We start from the raw sequence: 3063 nt of genomic DNA, 5'->3' as shown, positions 1-3063 counted from the left end.
GATTATGCGGCGGGTCCGCCGAGCGAGAACCCCGCCGGGCAGCAGGCCCCGCCCGGCGGGGCATGGCCGCACCGCATAACCTGCCGCGCCGCATAATCGGTTTTATGTGGAATTCCACATAAAACCGAGATCCTGGCGCACTGGTACGCGGGCCGGTCCCAATACGACGTCGCGGGCTCGTGGGTGTGGACCGCAAGACGATCCGGCGGTATGTCGAGGCGGCGATCGCGGCGGGGTTCGTGCCTGGCGGAGCCCCGCCGATGAGCCAGGAAGACTGGGCGCCGCTGGTCAAGCAGTGGTTTCCGCATCTGACCGATACCCGGCTTCGGCAGGTGACCTGGCCAGACTTCGCCAAGCACCATGACTACATCGTCGAGATGCTGCGGGCCGGGGTGACCAAGGCGACGATCCACCAGCGGCTACGCGACGAGCACGGGGTTGCCGGCTCGCTGGCCTCGTTCAAGCGGTATGTCACGGCGAACCTGGCCGAGGATGCGGTCCGGGACAAGGTGACGGTGCTGCGCGCCGACCCCGATCCGGGCCTGGAAGGGCAGATCGACTACGGCCTGCTGGGTTCGTGGATGGATCCGCGGACGGGACGTTCGCAGCGGATCTGGGCGTTCGTCATGGTCTTGTCGCACTCGCGGCACATGTTCGTGCGGCCGGTGATCAGCATGGACCAGGCGTCGTGGACAGCCAGTCACGTCGAGGGGTTCGCGTTCTTCGGCGGCTGCCCGGCCCGGCTCATTCCGGACAATCTGAAGACCGGGGTTAACAAGCCCGATCTCTACGACCCGCAGCTGAACCGAGCTTATGCCGAACTCGCCGCGCACTACGGTGTCCTGGTCGACCCGGCTCGGGCCCGAAAGCCCAAGGACAAGCCGCGCGTTGAGCGGCAGATGCCTTACATCCGGGACTCCTGGTGGAAGGGCCGGGAGTTCACGTCGCTGGTCGAGATGCAGGCGTCGGCGTTGCACTGGTGCCGCGAGGTCGCCGGGCAGCGCAAGCACCGCGGGTTGGACGGGCGCACCCCGATGGAGGTGTTCGACCAGGCCGAGGCCGGGACGCTGACTCCGCTGCCGGTCGCGGCGTTCACCCTGGCGGAGTGGTCGCGGGCCAAGGTCGGCACGGACGTCCACATCAAGTGCGGCAAGGTCCTCTACTCGGTGCCCTGGAAGCTGATCGGGCAGCTGGTCGATATCCGCGCCACCGTGACGATGGTGCAGGTCTTCCACCACGGTGTGCTGGTCAAGACCCATGTCCGCAAGGACAAGGGCCGGGCCACGGACGTCGCGGACTACCCGCCGGAGAAGATCGCGTTCCACACGCGCACGCCGCAGTGGTGCCGCGAGCGGCAGAACAGACCGGCCCGGCGACCGCCGCAGTGATCGCCGAACTACTCGACGGGCCGGTGCTGCACCGGCTGCGCTCGGCGCAGGCGATCCTCAACCTGACCGGCAAGTACTCCGACGCCCGCCTCGAAGCGGCCTGCCGCAAGGCCACCACGGCCGGCGACCCGTCCTATCGCACCATCCGCAACATCCTGGCCGCCGGGCTCGAGGACATCGAAAACGACCGGCCCACCGGCGACGGCGGCGCGCCCGCCTTCCTGCACGGCCCCGCCGGCCTGTTCGCCGACGTCATCCCGTTCCCCGCCCCGACCCCGACCGCCGCGACAAGCACGGACGCGATGAACGAGCCGACCGCCGATCGTCGCGACGACGCCGAGGACGACGAGCCACACGACGCCGCGTCATGACCCACACCCTGCTCACCCCCGCCGAAGCGACGAAGGCCGAGACGACACGATGACGATTCTGCGCCCAGCGCTGGCCGACAGCCTCCGGGCTTTGAAACTGTCCGGGATGCTGGAGACCCTCGACGCCCGCCTCGCCCAAGCCCAAGGCGGCGACCTCGGCTATCTGGAGTTCCTGCAGATCCTCTGCGACGACGAGATCACCCGCCGCGAACAAGTCGCCATGAGCCGCCGGCTGCGCCGCGCCCACTTCGACACCGAGACCACCCTCGAAGGCTTCGACTTCGGCGCCAACTCGAAACTGCCCGCCGCTCAGATCCGTGACCTCGCCGCGCTGCGCTGGCTGCAAGCCGGAGAATCGATCATCCTCTACAGCGCCGTCGGTGTCGGGAAAACCCACGTCGCCCAAGCCATGGGACACCTGGCCATCCGCGCCGGAGCCGAGGTCCGCTTCCACAAAACCAGCCGCATCCTGGCCGACCTCGCCGGCGGCCACGCCGACCGCACCTTCGACAAACGCCTGGCCGCCCACGTCAAAGCCGACCTGCTCATCCTGGACGACTTCGCGATGCGCGAGTTCACCCCCGGCCAGGCCGACGACCTCTACGAGCTGATCTCCCAACGCATCGCCGAAGGCCGCTCCAGCGCGATCACCGCCAACCGCGCGCCCCAGGACTGGTATCCGCTGTTCCCCAACCCCGTCGTCGCCGAATCGCTGCTCGACCGGCTGATCAACACCAGCCACCAGGTCTTCATGAACGGACCGTCCTACCGGCCGAACAAGCGGCCCAAAACGCCGGCCACCACCCAGTGACCACCCAACCGACGCCTCCCGGCACGACATCGCCCACCTCGTGAGAAACCACGGCACGACCAATCCGACACCCGGCTTCGACATCCCGGAACGAGCCGAACGTGACCGGCTCAACGCCGCTCTGCACGCCAGCAACACCGAAACGGGCTTCTGGGACGACAACGGCCGCCCCGCACCATGGCCCGACGACATCGAGGACTGGACCGCAGACATCCGCGAATCTCCCACTCCTGAACCCTTCTAGCGCCGTGACCAGGAACGTTCACAGTGCTGGATGCCACGATGCCTTGGGCTGACGGCCGGGCCAGCGTCGCGGCATTCGGGCGGGGTTCGCTGGCTGTCGACACCCACCCGCGCAGTTGTATGCGTTTCGCATATAGTGGTAGGCATGGAGTCGAAGCTTGAAGAAGCCATCAATGACTGGCATGCGAGCGTGAACGCTGGCGATCTGCAGCGGGCGGCGGACGCCGTGGGTGATCCGATCATTGTTCTA

At 67.6% G+C, this 3063-nt stretch carries 4 protein-coding genes; all 4 read left to right on the top strand.

Features of this window, described 5'->3' with window-relative positions:
• The first annotated feature begins 179 nt into the window (after window positions 1-179).
• Genes istA through AB0E90_RS51530 form a run of 4 tightly spaced genes read left to right on the top strand, consistent with a single transcriptional unit; the run spans window position 180 to window position 2814 of the window.
• Window positions 180-1388, top strand: coding sequence for an IS21 family transposase (gene istA / locus AB0E90_RS51545; RefSeq protein WP_360421192.1), 1209 nt, complete (start codon window positions 180-182; stop codon window positions 1386-1388).
• Window positions 1385-1759 carry a hypothetical protein gene (locus AB0E90_RS51540; RefSeq protein WP_360421190.1) on the top strand — a complete coding sequence of 125 codons (375 nt, stop codon included), beginning with the start codon at window positions 1385-1387 and terminating at the stop codon, window positions 1757-1759. Before istA ends, AB0E90_RS51540 begins: the two co-directional genes overlap by 4 nt.
• Window positions 1760-1808: 49 nt before the next feature.
• Entirely contained in the window at window positions 1809-2570 is a 762-nt protein-coding gene (istB, locus tag AB0E90_RS51535; protein ID WP_360421188.1) for an IS21-like element helper ATPase IstB, read from the top strand.
• Between the two features lie 40 nt (window positions 2571-2610).
• Entirely contained in the window at window positions 2611-2814 is a 204-nt protein-coding gene (locus AB0E90_RS51530; RefSeq protein ID WP_360421187.1) for a hypothetical protein, read from the top strand.
• Window positions 2815-3063 lie beyond the last annotated feature (249 nt).

The organism is Actinoplanes sp. NPDC026619 (genome assembly GCF_040638295.1).
Lineage (GTDB): Bacteria > Actinomycetota > Actinomycetes > Mycobacteriales > Micromonosporaceae > Actinoplanes.
Note: the sequence above shows the minus strand (reverse complement) of the source record. Positions and strands in the feature narration are given on the sequence as shown.

Coding starts and splice junctions, on each gene's coding strand:
- istB (WP_360421188.1), top strand. CDS start 1,809: ATGACGATTCTGCGCCCAGCGCTGGCCGACAGCCTCCGGGCTTTGAAA.